Source organism: Pseudomonas sp. R28(2017) (assembly GCF_002112505.1).
Taxonomy (GTDB): Bacteria; Pseudomonadota; Gammaproteobacteria; order Pseudomonadales; family Pseudomonadaceae; genus Aquipseudomonas.
Window position 1 is genome coordinate 123,863 of sequence record NZ_NEHW01000011.1, and the last position, 19,930, is coordinate 143,792.

A 19,930-nucleotide genomic window follows, 5' to 3' on the forward strand; every position below is an offset into this window, starting at 1 on the left:
CCTGCTAACGCCGGAACCCCCATCGGTGTCGCTCAACGGACACATCCACGAAAAGGACCTTTGCATGCCGCTCGTACGTCTTGCTCCACTGTTCATCCTGTTCGGCTTCGCCTCGGCGCACGCTGCCGAGCCTTTGCAAGGCCGGGTGGACGAAGTCATCCGGCCCCTGATGAAAGCGCAGGACATCGCCGGCATGGCCGTGGCGGTCTATGCCAACGGCCAGGCGCATTACTTCAGCTATGGCGTGGCCAGCAAGGCCGATGGCAAGGCGGTCAGCGCCGATACCCTGTTCGAGATCGGCTCGCTGAGCAAGACCTACACCGCCACCCTCGCCGCCCTGGCCAGTGCCGAAGGCAAACTGGACCTCGAGGCCCCTGCTCGGCGCTACCAGCCTGCACTGGCCGGCGCGCCGCTGGGCGATGACAGCGTGCTGGAATTCGGTGCCTACAGCGCCGATTGCCTGCCGTTGCAGTTCCCCGATGAGGTGCAGACCCCAGAGCAGGCCCTGGCGTTCTTCCGTAACTGGCAGCCGCGCACCGAGCACGGCACCCAGCGCTGCTATTCCAACCCGAGCCTGGGCCTGTTCGGCGACCTCGCGGCGCGTGCGCAACAACGCCCCTTCGCCGAGGTCATGACCCAACACCTGCTGCCGCAGATGGGCTTGCGACACACGTACCTGCAGGTACCGCAGAGCGCGCAGGGCCTGTATGCCCAAGGCTATGACGCGCAAAACCGCCCGGTACGCGTCAGCCCCGGCCCCTATGCCGACGAAGCCTACGGCATCAAGACCAGCGCCAGCGACCTGCTGCGCTACGTACGTCTGCACATGCAGCCTGCCGAACTGCCGCCGGCACTGCGCAAGGCCACCGAAATCACCCAGGCCGGCTACTTCAAGGTGGGCGCCATGACCCAGGGCCTGGGCTGGGAACGCTACCCGTACCCGGTCGCGCTGGACACGCTGGTCGACGGCAACAGCTCGCGGCTGATTCGTGAGCCCCAGGCCACCCAACGCCTGAACCCAGCGCTCCCGGCCCTGCCCGCAGCCTGGTACAACAAGACCGGATCCACCAACGGTTTCGGCGTCTACGCCGCGTTCATCCCGTCCGAAGGCAAGGCCATCGTCCTGCTTGCCAACCGCAATTACCCCAACGAAGCCCGTGTGCGCGCGGCGTTCCAGATCCTCTCCAACCTCGACCACTGAGTCACCGCCGACTGGATTGTAAGACAAAATGTAGTGCATAAAAATATTCACTACAAAACCATTGACGCCCTTCATCTGCCTTGTGCATGATGAAGCCGTCTCCCTGATCGGGAGCGGTGGCAAGGGTGTTCCAGACGGCTTGCGCGGTAACGCAGGCCGTCCGTGGAGAGGGAATCTGTCCAAAAGGCAGCGTGAGAAAGCCCCTGTTGCGATGCTGCTGTAGCAGCCTTGGTAGTGCGCTACAACCTGTGGCGCCAACTGTGACAATCAACAACAAATAGGTGATGGGGGCTTTATGATGAACTTGAACAACAATCCGACTATCGACCAATTGGCCCAGCTGTTTGCGGTACGCAAGGACAGCCTCGACGACCACCTGCTGTGGGTCAGCCAGACCGGCGAGGTGCGCATCGACCGCCTGCCGCCGAACACGGTCGAAGATGAATTCGAAGCGCACCTGCCCAGCATGCGCGCCCGCTTCAAGGTCTACCGCCGTGGCCAGGGCTACGTCGGTAAGAAGGCCGCCGCCGACACCGAGTTCGTCGGCCGCGTGCTGCAGACCCTGCAACAAGAATGGCCCGCCGCCCGTGAGCGGCAGGCAGTCAAGGTGATCGAACCGCTGAACTGAGGGTTCGCCGCCACTTACGGAGCCCGGCCTGCATAGGCCGGGCTTTTTCATGCCTGTTAGAATGCCGGCCCGTGATTGTGGAGCCCCTTATGACTACCCCTGCATATGGCACTGGCGATGCTTCGTACCAGGCCGTCGGCGGCATCGACGGCCTGCGCCGGCTGGTCGACGACTTCTATCGGCTGATGGATCAGGACTCGGCAGCCGCCCCGGTGCGGCAGATGCACCCGGCCGACCTCGCCGGCTCGCGCGACAAGCTGGCGTGCTTTCTCAGTGGTTGGCTGGGCGGGCCACGGCTGTACGCCGAGCGCTATGGCTCGATCGGTATTCCGTCATTCCATGCGCAATGGCCGATCGACGCGCAACACGCAGCGATCTGGCTGACATGCATGCGTGACGCAATTGCCTTGCAGCCCTGGGAGCCGGCGTTCGCCGACTACCTGCTGCGCCAGCTTGCGGTGCCAGCCCAGCGCATCGTCCAGGCCGCCGGCGCCCGCCACCCTCAGGCCTGAAGGCGCCGCTGCAACACGGGCAACGGCAGCGCACCGGTGGCCAGCGCCCGAGCCCGGTCCACACCCCACACCAGCGCGCGGGTCATGGTTTCGCCGGGCCGCGCCGGGTAGTACTCCTCCAGCAGTGCCCTGCCGTCCTGGCCGTAGAGCCCGAGGAACAGCTGCGTGGCGCCGAGCCGCGACAGGCGCACCTGGATGTCCAGCGAAGTGCCGTCGCTGAGTACTTCGTCGTGGCAGCGGCTGTGCAACTGTGCGTCGGCCCACTGCCAATAGGTCTCGTCCCTGACTCGCATGAAAAATCAATCCTCTCTTTCCTGGATGCGCCGCCAGAAGACCACAACTGCGCTGCCGCCGCGAGGGCAACCCACGGTTACCATGAGCAGGATCAAGCAATACCAACAAAAACCCCGCCGTTGGGCGGGGTTGTGTGAGCAGGTTCACTTTTTCGAGGCTTACTTCCTGGCGGGCACCCGTGGCGTGAAGCGGCCCTTCTTGCTGCGCTGCAGGTGTGCAGGCTTGAGGTCTTCCGATTCATCCAGGGTCATGTGGGCAAAGCCCAGGCGGAACGCCGCCTGACCGCAACGCACCTGGCTGTTGATCGGGAATGCATCGTTCGTGTCTTCGAAAAAGGACTCGCTCATGCCCTGTCTCCATTCAGTGGCGACCGCGTCGGCCAGCAATGGGCTGACCTGAAAAACGCGACCTGTGCCTGTGAGACTAGCCGGTCACAAGCGGACTGCCCGGACAAACCCGACAGACCCGACCAGTGGCATTTGGCTACTTCAGCCGCACGGCAGTGCCGGTGGCGAACACCACGACCATGCCACCTTGCACCGACGGCATGCTGATTTCGAAGTCCACGCCTACCACTGCATCAGCCTGCAACTGCCGTGCCCGCGCCTTGAGTTCCTCGGTGGCCTGCTCGCGGGCCTCGCGCAGGGCGCTTTCCAGCGTTTGCGAACGGCCACCGAAGAAGTCACGAAAACGTGCGAAGAAATCGCGCACGAAGTTGATGCCCTGCACCGATTCGGAGCTGACCACGCCAAGGTACTCGGCGATCGGGCGGCCTTCGAGCTGGCTGGTGGTGGTGATGATCATGTTGAGCTCCTTGGCCTTGCAAAAAGGCCAAGTCTACCAAAAGCGCCGGCCGCTTCCGCTACTGCGCGCTGACCGCACGCAGCCGCTGCCCCAGCTTCGGCCCGAACACGTTGACCAGCAAGCCGAGCATCACCAGCAATGCACCCCAGCCCTGCACTGCTGTAAGCCGCTCACCCAGCAACCATGCCGACGAACTCAGGCCGATCACCGGCACCAGCAACGAAAACGGCGCCACCTTGCCCGCCGGGTGGCGCGACAGCAGTTTGCTCCACAAGCTGTAGCCGAGCATGGTGGCAACGAATGCCAGGTAAGCCAGTGCCAGCACCGAACTCCAACCAATGTTGGCCAGCGAGTGGCCGATCCGCTCCGGCCCTTCCAGCCACCACGACAAGGCCAGGAACGGCAGCGGCGGAATCAACCCGCCCCATATCACCAGCGCCACCAGGTCCACCGAGCCAAAGCGGCGGGTAATGATGTTGCCCATGCCCCACATCGCCCCGCCACACAAGGTCAGCAGCAGCGCCACCAGCGGCACATGGCCGCTGTCTTCACTGCCGATCAGCGCCAGGCCGCTGGCAGCCACCAGCAACCCCAGCACACTGGCCAGGCGCAGCCGTTCACCCAGGAACAGCGCGGCAAAGCCAAGGGTGAAGAACGCTTGCGATTGCAAGACCAGCGATGCCAGGCCCGGTGGCATGCCGCTGTACATGGCCTGAAAGAGGAAGGCGAACTGGCCCAGGGAGATGGTCGCACCGTAGGCGATCAGCCAGCGCCACGGCAGCTTCGGTCGCCTGACCAGGAGCACGGCCGGAAACGCCACCAGCAGAAAGCGCAATGCGCCCAGCAGCATCGGCGGCAAGCCATCGAGGCCGACCTTGATGACCACGAAATTGACTCCCCAGGCGACAATCACCACCAGGGCGATCAGCAGGTCCTTGAGCGGCATTGCAGCTTCCTTCTTCAGGCGTTCTAGACATATTTCGTAACAGCATAAGGCCATTTTCCGGCCAGGGACCAGCACAGTTGTGGCCAACCCTTGCACTACAGATTGGCTGTTATGCTGCGCAAACTTCACTTGACCTTACTTGTATAGACATGCTGATATCAGGCAAAAGCCGTCCGCGCCATGCGCAGCGATGGCCCTCCTCCCTGACACAAAAACAATGAAGTGGAGCCCTCAATGTCTCGCAAATCCGTGCTCGAACGGCGCTCTATCGACTACATTCCCGAAGCCGAGCGCCATGGCCGGCTGTACAGCCAGTTCACCCTCTGGCTCGGCGCCAACCTGCAGATTACCGCCATCGTCACCGGCGCCCTGGCCGTGGTGCTCGGCGGTGACGTGTTCTGGTCGCTGATCGGCCTGTTGCTTGGCCAGTTGATCGGCGGCGCGGTGATGGCCCTGCATGCGGCCCAGGGCCCGCGCCTGGGCCTGCCGCAGATGATCTCCAGCCGCGTGCAGTTCGGCGTGTATGGCGCGGCCATCCCGATGGTGCTGGTGTGCCTGATGTACATGGGCTTCACCGCCACCGGCACGGTGTTGTCCGGGCAAGCCATCGGTCAGTTGCTGAGCGTCAGCGACAGCACCGGCATCCTTATCTTCGCCTCGGTGATCGTGCTCGCGACCCTCGCCGGCTACCGGGTGATCCACTGGATTGGCCGGGTCGCCAGCGTGTTGGGCATCATCGCTTTCGTCTACCTGTTCAGCCGCATCCTGATGCTCGCCGACATCGGCCAATTGCTGGAAAACCGCCACTTCAGTTGGGCCACCTTCCTGCTCGCGGTGTCGCTGGCGGCCTCCTGGCAGATCGCCTTCGGCCCCTACGTGGCGGACTACTCGCGCTACTTGCCGAGCAGCACTTCGCCGGTGAAGACTTTCCTCGCCGCTGGCCTTGGCTCGGTCATCGGCGCACAGGCATCGATGATCCTCGGCGTGTTTGCCGCAGCAATCGCCGGCGGGCAGTTCAGCGGGCATGAAGTGGCCTACATCGTCGGCCTCGGCGGTGCCGGCACCACCGCTGCGCTGCTGTACTTCAGTATCGCCTTCGGCAAGGTGACCATCTCGACGCTGAACTCCTATGGCAGCTTCATGTGCATCGCCACCATCATCAGCGGCTTCCGTGGCCACCTGGCGATCAGCCGCGTGCAACGCCTTGTGTTCGTGCTGGCCATCGTTGGCGCCGCCACCCTGGTGGCCCTGCTCGGCCAGCACTCGTTCCTCAGTGCGTTCAAGTCGTTCATCCTGTTCCTGCTGACCTTCTTCGTGCCCTGGAGCGCGGTCAACCTGGTCGATTACTACTTCATCACCAAAGAGCGCTACGACATCCCCGCCCTGGCCGACCCGGAGGGCCGCTATGGCCGCTGGAACTGGCCTGGCATCAGCGTCTACACCCTGGGCGTGCTGGTGCAGATGCCGTTCATCGACACCAAGCTGTACACCGGCCCCATGGTCGCGCACCTGGGTGGTGTGGACGTGTCGTGGCTGATCGGCCTGGTGGTGCCGAGCGTGCTGTACTACTGCGTGGCGCGCCGGCGTGCCGCCGAGGCACCGGCCAGCATGATCGTGCCGGAGGCGCGCTGATCACATGCCCCCCTGACTCAAAAAGACCTGCGGCCAGGGACTGCTCCCTTCCCACAGGTCTTTTTTTGCCTGCAGATAACGCAATACATCGCAACCAGGTTGCCGGCCGGCTGAGCCGGATTTATTTGCGATAGGACCGGTCAGTCAGTCGCGATAATCGGGTGCAATCCGCTCCAGCATCCGCAGCAAGGCCCCCCAGGCCAGCTGCAGTGCATCCGGGTCATTCAGTTCCCCCTGCTTCAGGCCCCGCATCGGCTCATTGAATTGCCGCTCGGTATGCGCGCACACCGCTTCCGACGGCAGCACCAGCTGCCCGGCACTCTGCGCTGCCAATTGAATGTCGCAGGCCTTCTCCAGGTAATACATGCGCAAGAATGCCTCGGCCACCGAGCGCCCGGTGGTCAGCAGGCCGTGGTTGCGCAGGATCATCACCGGCTTGTCGCCCAGGTCCGCCACCAGCCGCTGCTGCTCGTCGAGGTCGAGGGCGATGCCTTCATAATCGTGGTAGGCGACCTTGCCATGGAACTCCATCGACATCTGGTTGACCGGCAGCAACCCGCACTCCAGCGCCGCCACCGCGCAACCGGCGCGGGTGTGGGTATGCAGCACGCACTGGGCATCTTCGCGAGCGGCATGGATGGCGCTGTGGATGACGAACCCGGCCGGGTTGACCGGGTATTCGGTGGGCTCCACCGGCCGGCCCTGCAGGTCGATCTTGACCAGGCTCGAGGCGGTGATTTCATCGAACAGCAGGCCGTAGGGGTTGATCAGAAAATGGTGCTCGGGGCCCGGCAGGCGCAGCGAGATGTGGGTAAAGATCAGGTCCGACATGCGGAAATGGGCAATCAGGCGGTAGCAGGCGGCCAGTTGCTGGCGCAGGGTCTGTTCCGTGGCGGTCATTGTTGTTCTTCCTGTTGGAAATTGGGGCTGCCAGGCAGCCCCGATAAACTACATCATTTGGTTGCCCAGGCATTGAAGCGCTGTTCCAGCACTTCGCCATGGTCGACCCAGAACTCTACATTCATTGCCAAGGCGCCCTGCAGGTTCTGCGGCGAGGTCGGCACCCAGCTGGCCAGCGACGGGTCGAGCCTGGCCGCCGCCTGGGTATTGGTCGGCCCATAGGGGATCTGCTCGACGTAACGCACCTGGGTGTCCGGCTGGTTGGCATAGCTGATCAGCCGCTTGGCCTGGTCGACATGCTTCGAGCCCTTGATGATCGCCCAGTAGTCCATGCCATACAGGCTACCCGGCCAGACCACCGCCAGCGGGCTGCCCTGCTGCGCGGCCACGGCGATGCGGCCACTGTAGGTCGAGGTCATCACCACATCACCCGCCGTCAGCCATTGCGCCGGCTGCGCGCCGGCATCCCACCACTGGATATACGGTTTGAGCTCAGTGAGCTTGGCAAAGGCACGCTCGACACCAGCGGGGGTCGACAGGACCTTGTATACGTCCTCGACCTTGACCCCGTCCGCCAGCAAGGCGAACTCCAGGTTGTACACCGCGCGCTTGCGCAGGCCGCGCTTGCCCGGGTACTTCTGCACGTTCCAGAAATCGGCCCACGAGGTCGGCGCCTGGGCCAGCTTGTCGCGGTCGTAGGCAATCGCCACGCTCCACACCAGCGCCGCCGAACCGCAATCCTGGGCGGCTGCGGGGATCAGTTCGGCGGCACGCCCCAGGCGCTGCCAGTCGAGGTGCTCGTAGATGCCCTCGTCGCAGCCGCGCATCAGGTCCGGCCCCTCGATCTGCACCACGTCCCAGTCGACATTGCCGGTATCGGCCATCACCTGGATGCGCGCCATCTCGCCGTTGTATTCGCTCTGGATCAACTGGCTGCCGTCCTGGGCGCTGAAAGGCTGGAAGATCGCCACGTCCTGGGCTTTCTGACCAGCGCCGCCATAGCCGACCACGACCATCTGCGGCGCCGCTTGCGCACTGCCCAGGCCCCAGGCCAAGAGCGCTGCGCAAAGGCCGGTACTGCGAGGAAATGCCTGCATCGAGTTGCCTCCTGTCGGTGCCGTCCAGCATCAGCTGGAAGGCCCGTTTCTTGTTGTAGTGAGGTCACGCGCCACGGCCGTGGCTGGGAAAAAGCTAGTCGGGCACCAGTTAAAAAACAAGTTGATTTTTTACTGCCGCTACACTTTCATGAGAAAAACAAGAACAACACCGCACCGGAGCCGCCCGCATGACGACCGCCTTCGCCCACCTGTTCGAACCCCTGCAGATCCGCGGCAAACGCCTGAAGAACCGCATCATGTCGACCGGCCACGACACCTGCCTGCCCACCGACAACCTGGTCAACGACAAGCTCATCGCCTACCAGCGCGCCCGCGCCGCCGGCGGTGTCGGCCTGATCGTGCTGCAGGTGGCCGGGGTGCATGACAGTGCCCGCTACACCTCGCACGTGCTGATGGCCACCGACGACGCCTGCATCGACGGCTACCGGCGCCTGGCCGAGGCCTGCCACGCCCATGGCACCGTGGTGCTGTCGCAGCTGTTTCACCCGGGGCGGGAGATCATGGAATCGGCGGACGGCCTGCTGGCGGTGGCCTACTCGGCCTCGTCGGTGCCCAACGAGCGCTTCCGGGTGATGCCGCGCGCGCTGGACCAGGCGATGATCGACGAGATCGTCCAGGGCTATGCCAGCGCTGCCCGGCGCCTGCACCAGGCCGGCCTGGACGGTGTCGAGGTGGTGGCCAGCCATGGCTACCTGCCGGCGCAGTTCCTCAACCCGCGGGTCAACCAGCGCAACGACGGCTACAACGGCGAGCTGGAACAGCGCCTGCGCTTTCTGCGCGAAGTGCTGGCCGCAGTCAGGGCGGCCACCGACGAGCAGTTCATCGTCGGCCTGCGCATCAGCGCCGACGAGCGCGACAGCGAGGGCCTGAGCGAAGACGAATCGCTCGCCGCCGCCCAGGCCCTGCAGGATCAGGTCGATTACCTGCACATCGTCGCCGGCACCTCGGCGTCGCTGGGTGGCGCCGTGCATATCGTGCCGCCCATGGCCATCGCCCCGGCCTACCTGGCGCGCGAGGCCGGCACCTTCAAGCAGCACCTGCACATCCCGCTGTTCGTCACCGGGCGCATCAACCAGCCGCAGGAAGCCGAACTGATCCTAGCGCGTGGCCAGGCCGACGTGTGTGGCATGACCCGCGCACTGATCTGCGACCCGCAGATGCCGGCCAAGACCGAGCGCGGCCAGGTCGAAGACGTGCGCGCCTGCATTGCCTGCAACCAGGCCTGCATCGGCCACTTCCACCGGGGGCTGCCGATCTCCTGCATCCAGCACCCGGAAACCGGCCGCGAACTGCAGTACGAAACCCCGGTTCCGGTGACCGTGCGCAAGCGCATCCTGGTGGCCGGTGGCGGCCCGGCCGGCATGAAGGCCGCAGCCGTTGCCGCGGCCCGTGGGCATGACGTCACACTGTACGAAGCCAGTACACAACTCGGCGGCCAGATACAGCTCGCCCAGCTGCTGCCCCGGCGCAGCGAATTCGGCGGTGCCAGCACCAATCTGCAGCGGGAGATGGAACTGGCAGGCGTACGCGTAGTACGTAATACGCGGGTAGACCGCGCACTGGTCGAGCGCGAACGCCCCGACCTGGTGATTGCCGCCACTGGCGCCACGCCATATTGGCCAACGTTCGAGCGCAGCGGCGAGTTGCAGGTCGTGGATGCCTGGCAGGTGCTGCGCAACGAGGTCAGCCTGGGCCGTTCGGTACTGGTGATCGACTGGCGCAGCGACTGGATCGGCCCCGGCATCGCCGAGCGCCTGGTTCGCGATGGCCACCAGGTGCAGCTGGCCGTGAACGGCACTCATTGCGGCGAAAGCCTGCCGCTGTACGTGCGCGACCAGCTGGCCGGTGAGCTGCACCGCCTGGGCATCCCGATCACGCCCTATGCCCGCCTGTACGGCAGCGACGACAACACCGTGTACCTGCAGCACACTGCCAGCGGTGAGCCGATGATCTTCGAAGGCATCGACAGCCTGGTGCTGTGCCTTGGCCATCAACCGCAAGACACCCTGGCAGCGGAACTGGCCGGCCTGGTGGAGGTACGGCGCATCGGCGACTGCCTGGCACCACGCACGGTCGAAGAGGCCATCCACGATGGCCTGACAGTTGCCTGGGCGCTCTGAGCCAGTCAATACTGCGGCTTTCCCGATGGACCGAAGCGCATGAGCCAACAGCCCCAGATTCCGCCCGCCGCCGAAGATGGCGGCGCCGCGCCGCAGTTCCTCGGCGGCCGCATTCGCGGCCTGCGCAAGCGCCGCGGCATGACCCTGGCGGAGCTGGCGGCACACAGCGAGCTGACCGCCGGCTACATCAGCCAGCTGGAGCGCAACCTGTCATACCCGTCGATCCCGGCGCTGTTCAACATCGCCCGCAGCCTCGGCGTGACCATCCAGTGGTTCTTCGCCAGCGAAGCCACCACCGCCCCCGAAGACCAGGGTTACGTGGTGCGGCGCAACAGCCGGCTTAGCGTGCATTACGAGGATGGCATCGTCGACCAGCTGCTCACCCCGCAACCCAACCGTCAACTGGAGATGCTGCACTCGCGCTTTCCGCCGGGCACCTACAGCCAGCAGAGCTACAGCCATGAGGGTGACGAAGCGGGTTATGTGCTGTCGGGCAGCTTCGAGGTGTGGGTGGGTGAGCGCCACTTCCTGCTGGGCGAAGGCGACAGCTTCAGCTTCTCCAGCCAGGAGCCGCACCGCTATGGCAACCCTGGCGAAGTGGACGCCGTGGTGATCTGGGTGATCACCCCGCCAACATTTTGAAAAGAACTGCCTGCTGGCCCCGTAACATCGTTGACTGCAATTACGGTCTACTGTGTCTTTCGGACTTTCCAGGAGCACAACGATGAACAATATCCTGATCATTGGCACCGGCATCGCCGGCCCATGGAGCGCCCTGAGCGCCATCCGCCAACTGAACCTGCAGGGCCAGCGGGACGCCCAGGTCACCTTGCTGGCACCCCAGACCGAACTGCAACAGCCGTTCACCGGCAGCAACCTGTGCCTGGTACGCGGCACGACCTCGCATGTCGACACCGCCAGCCGGCGCGTCCACTACCGCACCCCGTCCGGCACCCGCTGCAGCCTGCCCTATGATCGGCTGATCGCGGCACAACTGTGGCCCTGCCACGCAAACGCAACCAGCCCGGCATGCAGCTGACGCCCGCGCCCGATGCATTTGCGCTTTTCTCCGAACCCGTGGCATAGATGCAGGTCAACGTCATTGACGTGGTCGCTTTCGCGTTTTTCAAGGAGAACCTGTGCATGAGCAAGCCCCCGTATGTCCCGCCCAAGGTCTGGCGCAACGATGCCGCGTCCGGCGGCCAGTTCGCCAGCATCAACCGGCCGATTGCCGGGCCGACCCATGACAAGGAACTGCCGGTCGGCAAGCACCCGCTGCAGCTGTACTCCCTGGCCACGCCCAACGGCGTCAAGGTCACCATCCTTCTTGAAGAACTGCTCGCCCTGGGCCACCGCGGCGCCGAGTACGACGCCTGGCTGATCCGCATCGGGGACGGCGACCAGTTCTCCAGCGGCTTCGTCGAGGTCAACCCCAACTCGAAGATCCCCGCCCTGCTCGACCGCAGCGTCGAGCCACCGGTGCGGGTGTTCGAATCCGGCTCGATCCTGCTGCACCTGGCGGAAAAGTTCGGCGCCTTGCTGCCCAAGACCCCGGCCGCACGCACCGAAAGCCTGAACTGGCTGTTCTGGCAGATGGGTTCAGCGCCCTACCTGGGCGGCGGTTTCGGCCACTTCTACGTGTATGCGCCAGAAAAATTCGAATACGCCATCAACCGCTTCACCATGGAAGCCAAGCGCCAACTCGACGTGCTGGAACGCCGCCTGGCGGTCAGCCGCTACCTTGGCGGCGACGAATACAGCATCGCCGACATCGCCGTGTGGCCATGGTACGGCCAACTGGTGCGCGGCAACCTGTATGGTGCGGCCGAGTTCCTGGCAGTGGATGAATACCCGCACGTGCAGCGCTGGGCCGAGGAGATCGCCCAACGCCCGGCCGTACAGCGCGGCACCCGGGTCAACCGCACCTGGGGCGACGAGGCCAGCCAGGTGCCCGAGCGGCATTCGGCGGCCGACCTGGACTGAGGGCAACGGGGCCGCTGCGCGGCCCCGACAATGCCCCGTTGCAAAAAACCATTTCTGCGGCGCAAACCTCCCTCCCCCGATCCCTTCTTGTACACTCCTCGCACTAGCCCCAACCTGCACAAATTTTGGTGAAAGCATGATCGAGGTAACCGAGGTTTCCATTGCCGAGCTGCGCGACGCGCTCGAAACCGGCCGCACGACGGCGGTCGAGCTGGTCAAGGCCTACCTGGCACGCATCGACGCCTACGACGGCGCCGACACCGCCACCGCGCTGAACGCCGTGGTCGTGCGCAACCCTGAGGCGCTCAAGGAAGCCGAGGCCTCCGACGCCCGCCGCGCCAAGGGCCAGCCCCTGAGCCCGCTGGATGGCATCCCCTACACCGCCAAGGACAGCTACCTGGTCAAGGGCCTGACGGCCGCGTCCGGCAGCCCGGCGTTCAAGGACCTGGTCGCCCAGCGCGACGCCTTCACCATCGAGCGCCTGCGCGCCGCCGGTGCCGTGTGCCTGGGCAAGACCAACATGCCACCGATGGCCAATGGCGGCATGCAGCGTGGCGTCTACGGCCGCGCCGAAAGCCCGTACAACGCCAAGTACCTGACCGCCCCGTTCGCCTCCGGCTCGTCGAATGGCGCCGGCACCGCCACTGCGGCCAGCTTCAGCGCCTTCGGCCTGGCCGAGGAAACCTGGTCGAGCGGCCGCGGCCCGGCTTCGAACAATGGCCTGTGCGCCTACACCCCGTCGCGTGGCGTGATCTCGGTACGCGGCAACTGGCCGCTGACCCCGACCATGGACGTGGTGGTGCCATACGCCCGGACCATGGCCGACCTGCTGGAAATCCTCGACGTGGTGGTTGCCGACGATGCCGACAAGCGCGGCGACCTGTGGCGCCTGCAGCCTTGGGTACCGATCCCGGCCGCCTCCTCGGTGCGCCCGGCGTCCTACCTTGACCTGGCCGTCGACGCCGGCGCGCTCAAGGGCAAGCGTTTTGGCGTACCGCGCATGTACATCAACAAGGACGAAGCCGCCGGCACCGCCGAGAAGCCTGGCATCGGCGGCCCGACCGGCCAGCGCATCAATACCCGCGACAGCGTCATCGCCCTGTGGCAGCAGGCCCGTCAGGCCCTGGAAGCAGCTGGCGCCGAAGTGCTGGAAGTCGACTTCCCGCTGGTGTCCAACTGCGAAGGCGACCGCCCGGGCGCGCCAACGGTTTACAACCGCGGCATCGTCAGCAAGGAATTCCTGCATGACGAACTGTGGGAGCTGTCGGGCTGGGGCTTCGACGACTTCCTGCGTGCCAACGATGACCCGAAACTCAACCGCCTGGCCGACGTCGACGGCCCGCAGATCTTCCCGCACGACCCGGGCACCCTGCCCAACCGTGAGGACGACCTGGCCGCCGGCATGGATGAATACGTCAACATGGCCAAGCGCGGCCTGAAGACCTGGGACCAGATCGAGACCCTGCCCGACGGCCTGCGCGGGCTGGAAAAGACCCGCAAGATGGACCTCGAAGACTGGATGGACGCGCAAGGCCTGGACGCCGTGCTGTTCCCGACCGTGGCCGACGTCGGCCCGGCCGATGCCGACGTCAACCCGGCATCGGCGGACATCGCCTGGAGCAACGGCATCTGGGTGGCCAACGGTAACCTGGCCATCCGTCACCTGGGCGTGCCGACCGTGACCGTGCCGATGGGCGTGATGGCCGATATCGGCATGCCAGTGGGGCTGACCTTTGCCGGCAAGGCGTACAGCGACAATGCGCTGCTGAGCTTCGGCGCGGCCTTCGAGGCCACCGGCTCGCGCCGGATGATTCCGCCGCGCACCCCAGCCTTGGGCTGATACCAGCAGGGCCGCTTTGCGGCCCATTCGCGGGCAAGCCCGCTCCCACAGGGTTTGCGCAGTGCCGAGGCCTGTGCAGTACCTGTGGGAGCGGGCTTGCCCGCGAATGGGCCTGCAAAAGCGAATCGCAAAATTCAACTTAATGTGTAAAATTACACCCAAAGTTGATTTTTGCGGGTATGCGATGTCCCCTTCCGAAGAACGCCAGCTCACCCTCACCGTCCTCAAGGCCGCCATCCAGGCCTTGGGCAGCGTTGCCGCGCGCAACATGGAAATCCTCCTGCACGATCTCGACCATCCGGAACACTCCGTGGTGGCGATCGTCAATGGCCACCTCTCAGGCCGTGCAGTCGGCAGCCCGATCCTCGCCGCCCCAGAGCAGGACCAAGGTTTCAAGGCCCTGCTGCAGGCCAGTGCCGATCAGCAAGGCGCCGACCCCGTGGTAGTGCCCGACTACCCCACCACCCTCAAGGGCCGTAGCTTGCGCAGCGCCACGGCGATCTTCCGCGACAGCAGCGGCCACCCGTTCGCCAGCCTGTGCGTCAATACCGACATCAGCGGCCTGGACGCCGCCATGGATTTTCTTCGCCAGCTGCAGCCACTTGGCGCTACGCCGGCCGAGGCGCCTGGCAGCGAGCCCGCCGACATGGCGCTGCTGATGGGCGAGATCATCGAAGGCGCGCTGCAGCGCAGTGGCCAAGGGCGAATGAACAAACAGGCCAAGGTCGAGGCCGTGCGGGTGATGCAGGAACGTGGGCTGTTCATCGTCAAGGGCGGCGTGGAAAAAGCCGCTGCTGCCCTTGGCGTGACCCGTTACACCATTTACAACTACCTTGAGCAACTGCGCGGAGCGAGCCAATGACCCTGCACATTCACACCCCCCTGATCGAGTCCCGCCCGCTGTCGATGGCCGCCGGCGCTGCCGTGTGGCTCAAGCTCGACGCCTTGCAGCCCTGCGGTTCTTTCAAGCTGCGCGGTGTCGGCCATGCCTGCGAAGTCCACCACGCCCGCGGCGCGCGCCATTTCGTCTCGTCCTCGGGCGGCAATGCCGGGCTGGCCGTGGCGTATGCCGGGCGCAAGCTCGGGGTAGCAGTGACCGTGGTGGTGCCCGAGACCACTACCGAGCGGGCCAAAGAGCTGCTGTGCCTGGAACAGGCCAAGGTGGTGGTGCATGGCAGTTCCTGGCAGGAGGCCAACGAACTGGCGCAGACCCTGGTCGGCGAAGGCGATGCCTTCATCCACCCGTTCGACGACCCATTGCTGTGGACCGGGCATGCCAGCCTGGTCGATGAAGTCGCGGCAGCCGGGATCAAGCCGGATGCCGTGGTGTTGTCGGTGGGCGGCGGTGGTTTGCTCAGTGGTGTGGTCGAAGGACTGCAGCGCAATGGCTGGGGTGACGTGCCGGTGCTGGCTGTGGAGACCACAGGCGCCGCCTCACTGCATGCGGCCATGCAGGCCGGGCATACGGTGGAACTCGAACGCATCGCTTCGGTGGCCAGCTCGCTGGGCGCCAAGCGCGTGGCCGAACAAGCGCTGTCCTGTACCCGGCAGCATCCTGTGCAGAGCCACCTGGTCAGTGACCGGGCGGCGCTGGAGGCCTGCGAGCGGTTTCTGCTGGACCATCGGGTGCTGGTGGAGCCGGCGTGCGGAGCGGCGTTGGCGCTGGCTTATCAAGCGGATGCCCTGGCCAGTTACCAGAACGTACTGGTGGTGGTCTGTGGGGGGGCTACTGCCACGCTGGAGCAGATTCAGGCCTGGCTGAAGCAGGTCAATTGATTGCTGCCTGCTCCGACCCCTTCGCGGCGGTTCGGCGCGAAGAGGCCAGAACAGGGAAATGAACATCGCTGTCATCAGGATGTTCATTTCCCCCTGTACTACTGCACCCACCACTGCCGAAACAATTCACCTGCAACCACCGCCGCGCAGACGAAATACACCATCCGCCCTTTCGATCTGCGGCAAGTGAAGGCACAATGCGGGTCTTTTTTTTGGCCGGCCTGGCCGGGGGCCTTTAAATGATCAAGACGCCGTACTACCTCATCGACAAAACCAAGCTGCTGAGCAACATGGAGAAGATCGCCTACGTGCGCGAAAACTCCGGTGCCAAGGCACTGCTCGCCCTCAAGTGCTTCGCCACCTGGTCTGTGTTCGACCTGATGCAGCAGTACATGGACGGCACCACCTCGTCCTCGCTGTTCGAGCTCAAGCTCGGCCGCCAGAAGTTCGCTGGCGAGACCCACGCCTACAGCGTGGCCTGGGCCGATGACGAGATCGAGGAAATGCTCGAGAACTGCGACAAGATCATCTTCAACTCGATCGGCCAGCTGCAGCGCTTCGCCGAACAGTCCGAAGGCAAGGTCCGCGGCCTGCGCGTCAACCCGCAGGTCAGCAGCTCCGACTACCTGCTGGCCGACCCGGCCCGCCCGTTCAGCCGCCTCGGCGAATGGGACCCGGCCAAGATCGAACAGGTGATCGAACAGATCTCCGGCTTCATGTTCCACAACAACTGCGAGAACGGTGACTTCGGCCTGTTCGACAAGATGCTGTCGCACATCGAAGAGCGCTTCGGCCACCTGCTGCACAAGGTCGAGTGGGTCAGCCTCGGCGGCGGTATCCACTTCACCGGCGAAGGCTATGCGCTGGACGCCTTCTGCGCGCGCCTGAAAGCCTTCTCGGAAAAGTACGGCGTGCAGGTCTACCTGGAGCCAGGCGAAGCCGCCATCACCAACAGCGCCTCGCTGGAAGTGACCGTGCTCGACACCCTGTACAACGGCAAGCACCTGGCCGTGGTCGACAGCTCGATCGAAGCGCACCTGCTCGACCTGCTGATCTACCGCCTCAACGCCAAGATGGCGCCCAACGACGGCGAGCACACCTACATGGTCTGCGGCAAGTCGTGCCTGGCGGGTGACATCTTCGGCGAATACCAATTCGACCGCCCGCTGGCCATCGGCGACCGCCTGTCGTTCATCGACACGGCCGGCTACACCATGGTCAAGAAAAACTGGTTCAACGGTCTGAAGATGCCGTCGATCGTGGTCAAGCAGCTCGACGGCAGCGTCGAGGTGGTCCGTGATTTCGGTTTCGAAGACTACGTTTCCAGCCTGTCGTAAGACCGGCTTTCCAAGTAAGGAGCAACAGGTAAATTGAAGAAGAACGTTCTTATCATTGGTGCAGGAGGTGTCGCCAAGGTGGTGGCCCACAAGTGCGCGCAGCATAACGACGAACTGGGTCGTATCGCTATCGCGTCACGGAACATCTCCAAATGCCAGGCCATCATCGACAGCGTCAAGGCCAAGGGTAGCCTCAAGGTACCCGCCGACATCCAGGCCTTCTCGCTCAATGCCCTCGATGTCGAGGCGACCAAGGCACTGATCCGCGAGACCGAATCGCAGATCGTGATCAACGTCGGTTCCGCCTTCCTCAACATGTCGGTGCTGCGTGCCTGCATCGATACCGGTGTCGCCTACCTGGACACCGCCATCCACGAAGAGCCGGGCAAGATCTGCGAGACCCCGCCGTGGTACGGCAACTACGAGTGGAAACACCTCGAAGAGTGCCAACAAAAGAACATTACCGCCATTCTCGGCGTCGGTTTCGACCCGGGTGTGGTGAACAGCTACGCAAAACTTGCGCAGCAGCAATACTTCGACAGCATTGATTCGATCGACATTCTCGACGTCAATGCCGGTTCGCACGGCAAGTACTTCGCGACCAACTTCGACCCGGAAATCAACTTCCGTGAATTCACCGGGCAAGTATGGAGCTGGCAGAACAGCCAGTGGACCAGCAACACCATGTTCGAAGTCAAGCGCACCGACGACCTGCCGGTGGTCGGCTCGCAAAACCTGTACCTGACCGGCCACGACGAAGTTCATTCGATTTCGAAGAACCTCAATGTGCCTAACGTGCGCTTCTGGATGAGCTTCGGCGAACACTACATCAATGTGTTCACCGTGCTGAAGAACCTCGGCCTGCTCTCCGAGCAACCGGTGAAAACCGCCGAAGGCCTGGAAGTGGTACCGCTGAAAGTGGTCAAGGCCGTGCTGCCTGACCCGGCTTCGCTGGCCCCCGGCTACACCGGCAAGACCTGCATCGGTGACCTGGTCAAGGGCACCAAGAACGGCCAGCCGCGTGAAGTGTTCATCTACAACGTGGCCGACCACGAAGAAGCCTACGCCGAGACCGACAGCCAGGGCATTTCCTACACCGCCGGTGTACCACCGGTGGCCGCAGCCCTGCTGGTTGCCCGTGGCGAATGGGATGCCAAGCGCATGGTCAACGTCGAGGAACTGCCAGCCGAGCCGTTCCTCAAGGCGCTGGACGTGATGGGCCTGCCGACCCGCGTCAAAGATGAAAATGGCGATCGTCCCTGGGACGCTGAAGCCTAAGCAGTAACCAGAAGGGGCGCCAACATGGCGCCCCTTCTGCATTTACAGGCCCGGCCTCTTCGCGGGCAAGCCCGCTCTCATAGAACAACACATAACTCTTTGATTTAGCGAAGATCTTGTGGGAGCGGGCGTGCCCGCGAACACCGGCGAAGCCGGTGCCATGCACCGCGTCGCATGCTTCGCGGGCACGCCCGCTCCCACAGGGTAAAGCGGCGCTTGCTGAGGCTTTGTTCTCTGCGCGACAGCGCAGCCCAAAGGGCTGGGTGATCTCCCACAGGAGCATCACAGCTTTCGAGATCTGTGCAGTACCTGTGGAAGCGGCGGTTCGGCGCCCCGACTTGCCCGCGAAGAGGCCAGTACAGAAATACACCCTACTTCCTGGCCTCCAGGATCAGGTTGAACGGCGTCTGCGTCGCCCGCCGGAACTGTGTGAACCCTGCCTCCTCGAACACCGCCCGCAAGCGCGCCTCCCCGGCCTGGGCGCCCAACCCCAGCCCCACTTCCTGGGACAACGAGTTAGGCGTGCAGATGAACGTCGACGCCGCATAGAACAAGCGCCCGACCGGCGTCAGGTTGCCCTCCAGCGAATCCTCGGCATAAGGCTCCACCAGCATCACTGTGCCGTCCGCCTTCAACGCCCGGTAGGCATGCTTCGCCGCGCCCACGGGGTCGCCCATGTCATGCAAGCAATCGAAGAAGCACACCAGGTCATGGTCATGCCCCGGGTAGTCCTTGGCCGACGCCTGCTGGAAGCTCACCCGCCCCGCCAGCCCGGCCTCGCGCGCACGCTCGCTGGCCGTGGCGATGGACGGTGCGTGATAGTCGTAGCCTGTGAAGGTAGACGCCGGAAACGCCTGTGCCAGGACCAGGGTCGAGGCGCCATGGCCGCAACCGACGTCGGCCACTTTGGCCCCGGCCTGCAGCTTGGCCACCACGCCTTCGAGCGCCGGTAGCCAGTCCGCGACCAGAAAGGTCCGGTAACCCGGCCGGAAGAACCGCTCGGTGCCACTGAACATGCACGGATGGTGGTCACCCCAGGCCAGCCCGCCATCGCCGCGCATGGCCGCCACCAGCTTGTCCTTGTCATGGAACAGTGCCGCGATCACCGCTGCGCCACCGGCCATGTACGCCGGCGAGTCTTCCAGCGCCAGGGCCATGGCCTGCTCCTCGGGCAGAACGAAGGTGCCCTTGTCGTGCACCATGTAGCCGGAGGCCGCCTGGGCGTTGAGCCACTCGCGCACCAGACGCGCATGGCAGCCGGTTTTTGCCGCCAATGCCTCAGGCGTGGTCGGCTGGCTGTCCGCCATGGCCCGGTACAGCCCAAGCTCATCACCCAGGATGACATTGGCCAAGGTCGCCGCAGCCCCCATGTCACCGACCAGCTTGCCCATGAATTCGTGAAGCCTTGCCTCGTCCATGACCTGCCCTCCTCTGCAAGAAGGCCACCGTCGACGAAGAAGTCCGGTTCGAGGGTGCGGTGGTCAGTGGAATGAATGGATGTATATCCGTTAACAGTCTAGCTCTTCAGCGTTATTCACGGGCACGCCCAAACTACCCGACG

At 64.4% G+C, this 19,930-nt stretch carries 19 protein-coding genes and 1 pseudogene; 13 read left to right on the forward strand and 7 right to left on the reverse strand.

The window, feature by feature from the left end; genetic code table 11:
- Positions 1-64 precede the first annotated feature (64 nt).
- The 3 genes from ampC (at position 65) to CAF78_RS19670 (ending at position 2,341) form a co-directional block, all read left to right on the forward strand.
- Positions 65-1,201: a class C beta-lactamase gene (gene ampC / locus CAF78_RS19660; RefSeq protein ID WP_085676970.1), complete on the forward strand. Its 1,137-nt coding sequence runs from the start codon at positions 65-67 to the stop codon at positions 1,199-1,201.
- A gap of 295 nt (positions 1,202-1,496) precedes the next feature.
- Positions 1,497-1,829: a hypothetical protein gene (locus CAF78_RS19665; RefSeq protein WP_027916800.1), complete on the forward strand. Its 333-nt coding sequence runs from the start codon at positions 1,497-1,499 to the stop codon at positions 1,827-1,829.
- 89 nt (positions 1,830-1,918) lie between these two features.
- Positions 1,919-2,341: a group II truncated hemoglobin gene (locus CAF78_RS19670; protein ID WP_085676971.1), complete on the forward strand. Its 423-nt coding sequence runs from the start codon at positions 1,919-1,921 to the stop codon at positions 2,339-2,341.
- Here CAF78_RS19670 and CAF78_RS19675 read toward each other — a convergent pair.
- From CAF78_RS19675 to CAF78_RS19690, 4 genes are all read right to left on the reverse strand, one after another.
- Complete coding sequence (locus CAF78_RS19675; RefSeq protein WP_085676972.1) at positions 2,332-2,634, reverse strand: hypothetical protein; 303 nt, start codon at positions 2,632-2,634, stop codon at positions 2,332-2,334. The two genes, CAF78_RS19670 and CAF78_RS19675, sit on opposite strands and share 10 nt — an antisense overlap.
- Before the next feature lie 159 nt (positions 2,635-2,793).
- Positions 2,794-2,982, reverse strand: coding sequence for a hypothetical protein (locus tag CAF78_RS19680; protein WP_027916803.1), 189 nt, complete (start codon positions 2,980-2,982; stop codon positions 2,794-2,796).
- Positions 2,983-3,118: 136 nt separating this feature from the next.
- Complete coding sequence (locus CAF78_RS19685) at positions 3,119-3,439, reverse strand: YbjQ family protein (protein ID WP_016394960.1); 321 nt, start codon at positions 3,437-3,439, stop codon at positions 3,119-3,121.
- Between the two features lie 58 nt (positions 3,440-3,497).
- Positions 3,498-4,385: an EamA family transporter gene (locus CAF78_RS19690; protein WP_085676973.1), complete on the reverse strand. Its 888-nt coding sequence runs from the start codon at positions 4,383-4,385 to the stop codon at positions 3,498-3,500.
- Positions 4,386-4,619: 234 nt separating this feature from the next.
- Between CAF78_RS19690 and CAF78_RS19695 the strand changes: the two genes are divergently transcribed.
- On the forward strand, positions 4,620-6,017 hold the full coding sequence (locus CAF78_RS19695; RefSeq protein ID WP_085676974.1) for a cytosine permease: 1,398 nt from the start codon (positions 4,620-4,622) through the stop codon (positions 6,015-6,017).
- Positions 6,018-6,161: 144 nt separating this feature from the next.
- Here the strand turns inward: CAF78_RS19695 and CAF78_RS19700 are convergent, their stop codons facing one another.
- Together CAF78_RS19700 and CAF78_RS19705 are read right to left on the reverse strand one after the other, a co-directional pair.
- Positions 6,162-6,917, reverse strand: a complete 756-nt coding sequence (locus tag CAF78_RS19700) for a class II aldolase/adducin family protein (RefSeq protein ID WP_085676975.1) — start codon at positions 6,915-6,917, stop codon at positions 6,162-6,164.
- Between the two features lie 53 nt (positions 6,918-6,970).
- Positions 6,971-8,014 carry an ABC transporter substrate-binding protein gene (locus CAF78_RS19705; protein ID WP_085676976.1) on the reverse strand — a complete coding sequence of 348 codons (1,044 nt, stop codon included), beginning with the start codon at positions 8,012-8,014 and terminating at the stop codon, positions 6,971-6,973.
- A gap of 188 nt (positions 8,015-8,202) precedes the next feature.
- On the opposite strand from CAF78_RS19705, the gene CAF78_RS19710 reads away from it, so the two are divergent.
- From CAF78_RS19710 to CAF78_RS19750, 9 genes and pseudogenes are all read left to right on the forward strand, one after another.
- Positions 8,203-10,155, forward strand: a complete 1,953-nt coding sequence (locus CAF78_RS19710) for an FAD-dependent oxidoreductase (protein WP_085676977.1) — start codon at positions 8,203-8,205, stop codon at positions 10,153-10,155.
- Between the two features lie 39 nt (positions 10,156-10,194).
- On the forward strand, positions 10,195-10,797 hold the full coding sequence (locus tag CAF78_RS19715; RefSeq protein ID WP_085676978.1) for a helix-turn-helix domain-containing protein: 603 nt from the start codon (positions 10,195-10,197) through the stop codon (positions 10,795-10,797).
- An 82-nt stretch (positions 10,798-10,879) separates the two neighbouring features.
- Positions 10,880-11,146, forward strand: a pseudogene (locus CAF78_RS19720) (NAD(P)/FAD-dependent oxidoreductase); the annotation flags it as partial.
- 152 nt (positions 11,147-11,298) lie between these two features.
- Positions 11,299-12,138 (forward strand): glutathione-dependent disulfide-bond oxidoreductase, encoded by an 840-nt coding sequence (gene yghU / locus CAF78_RS19725; protein ID WP_085677064.1) that lies wholly within the window; start codon positions 11,299-11,301, stop codon positions 12,136-12,138.
- Positions 12,139-12,274: 136 nt separating this feature from the next.
- Complete coding sequence (locus tag CAF78_RS19730; RefSeq protein WP_085676980.1) at positions 12,275-13,978, forward strand: amidase; 1,704 nt, start codon at positions 12,275-12,277, stop codon at positions 13,976-13,978.
- A gap of 184 nt (positions 13,979-14,162) precedes the next feature.
- A complete protein-coding gene (locus tag CAF78_RS19735) occupies positions 14,163-14,840 on the forward strand; it encodes a transcriptional regulator (protein WP_085676981.1) in 678 nt (225 codons plus the stop codon).
- A complete protein-coding gene (locus tag CAF78_RS19740; protein WP_085676982.1) occupies positions 14,837-15,754 on the forward strand; it encodes a pyridoxal-phosphate dependent enzyme in 918 nt (305 codons plus the stop codon). The genes CAF78_RS19735 and CAF78_RS19740 overlap by 4 nt, the downstream gene beginning before the upstream one ends.
- 239 nt (positions 15,755-15,993) lie before the next feature.
- The gene (locus CAF78_RS19745; RefSeq protein ID WP_085676983.1) at positions 15,994-17,091 is read left to right on the forward strand and encodes a carboxynorspermidine decarboxylase; all 1,098 of its coding nucleotides are present in this window, start codon (positions 15,994-15,996) and stop codon (positions 17,089-17,091) included.
- 33 nt (positions 17,092-17,124) lie between these two features.
- Entirely contained in the window at positions 17,125-18,369 is a 1,245-nt protein-coding gene (locus CAF78_RS19750) for a saccharopine dehydrogenase family protein (RefSeq protein WP_085676984.1), read from the forward strand.
- A 371-nt stretch (positions 18,370-18,740) separates the two neighbouring features.
- Here the strand turns inward: CAF78_RS19750 and CAF78_RS19755 are convergent, their stop codons facing one another.
- The gene (locus tag CAF78_RS19755; protein WP_085676985.1) at positions 18,741-19,787 is read right to left on the reverse strand and encodes a class I SAM-dependent methyltransferase; all 1,047 of its coding nucleotides are present in this window, start codon (positions 19,785-19,787) and stop codon (positions 18,741-18,743) included.
- Positions 19,788-19,930: the final 143 nt, after the last annotated feature.